The organism is Nocardiopsis prasina DSM 43845, from assembly GCF_000341265.1.
Taxonomy (GTDB): Bacteria; Actinomycetota; Actinomycetes; order Streptosporangiales; family Streptosporangiaceae; genus Nocardiopsis; species Nocardiopsis prasina.
Map to the genome: position 1 here is coordinate 1 of NZ_ANAE01000040.1, position 691 is coordinate 691.

Annotated in this window: 1 pseudogene; it reads right to left on the minus strand. The window is 75.9% G+C overall.

The window, feature by feature from the left end:
• Positions 1 to 691: pseudogene (locus tag D452_RS27460) on the minus strand (ROK family protein); the annotation flags it as partial.

The following is a 691-nucleotide window of genomic DNA, read 5'->3' on the forward strand; positions in this document are numbered from 1 at the left end:
TGGCGCCGGCGCGGCAGCGCGTCCCGGGCCAGGTCGGCGGCCCCGATGAGCCCGGCCTGGTTGCCCAGCTCGGCGGGCACGACGCCCGGCTCGGGCCGGTAGCNGCGCGCCGGAACGCCCGTCTGGCCGGACCCAGCAGCAGCTCCCCGCTCTGCGAGACACCGCCGCCGATGACGAACAGCTCCGGATCGAACGCCGCCGCGAGATTGGCCAGGCCCGTCCCCAGCCAGTCGCCCGCCTCCTCCAGCAGCTCCACACAGGCCATATCGCCGCTGCGCGCCAGCTCGCTCACCAGACCACCGGTGATCCGCGACGGGGTGCCGGCCGCGGCGCTCAACAAGCCCCGCGCCATCGGAGAATCCGCGGCGGCCAGCTCGCGCGCCTCACGGGTGACCGCGTTCCCGCTGGCGTACTGCTCCCAGCAGCCGCGGTTGCCGCACTCGCAGCGCAGACCGCCGGGCACCACCGTCATGTGCCCGAACTCCCCGGCCATGCCGTGGCGGCCGCGGTAGAGCTCGCCGCCGATCACGACCGCGCCGCCGATCCCGGTACCCAGGTTGACCACCACCGTGTCGGCGGCACCGCGCCCGGCTCCCACCCGGGCCTCGGCCCACGCCGCGGCGTTGGCGTCGTTCTCGACCACCACCGGCAGATGCAGCCGGGTGCGCAGCGACTCGCGCAGCGGCTCCCC